This window comes from Streptomyces sp. DH12 (assembly GCF_020873895.1).
Lineage (GTDB): Bacteria > Actinomycetota > Actinomycetes > Streptomycetales > Streptomycetaceae > Streptomyces.
On record NZ_JAHWGT010000919.1, the window covers coordinates 1 to 468 of the forward strand.

The following is a 468-nucleotide window of genomic DNA, read 5'->3' on the forward strand; positions in this document are numbered from 1 at the left end:
GCCTTCCCCCGGGAGAAGGTCTGCGGCGACGGGCTCACGCCCCGCGCCACGAAACAGCTCGTCTCCATGGGGATCGACATCTCCGAGGAGGCGGGCTGGCTGCGCAACAAGGGCCTGCGCATCATCGGCGGCGGTGTGCGGCTCCAGCTGGACTGGCCGGACCTCGCCTCCTACCCGGACTACGGTCTGGTCCGCAAGCGCGACGACTTCGACGAGCAACTGGCCCGGCAGGCGCAGAAGGCCGGCGCCCGGCTGCACGAGCGCTGCAACGTGGGCGCGCCCATCAGGGACGAGCGCACCGGCCGCATCACCGGCGTCGAGGCGAAGATCGGCGAGGAGAAGACCCCGGTCACCTTCCACGCCCCGCTCGTCGTCGCCGCCGACGGCAACTCCACCCGGCTCTCCGTGGCGATGGGCCTGCACCGCCGTGAGGACCGCCCGATGGGCGTCGCCGTGCGGACCTACTTC

General features: G+C 72.0%; 1 protein-coding gene. It reads left to right on the forward strand.

The window, feature by feature from the left end; translation table 11 throughout:
* Positions 1-468 (forward strand): FAD-dependent oxidoreductase (locus LPA54_RS37780; RefSeq protein WP_228984940.1); only part of this gene is annotated, 468 nt, incomplete at both ends.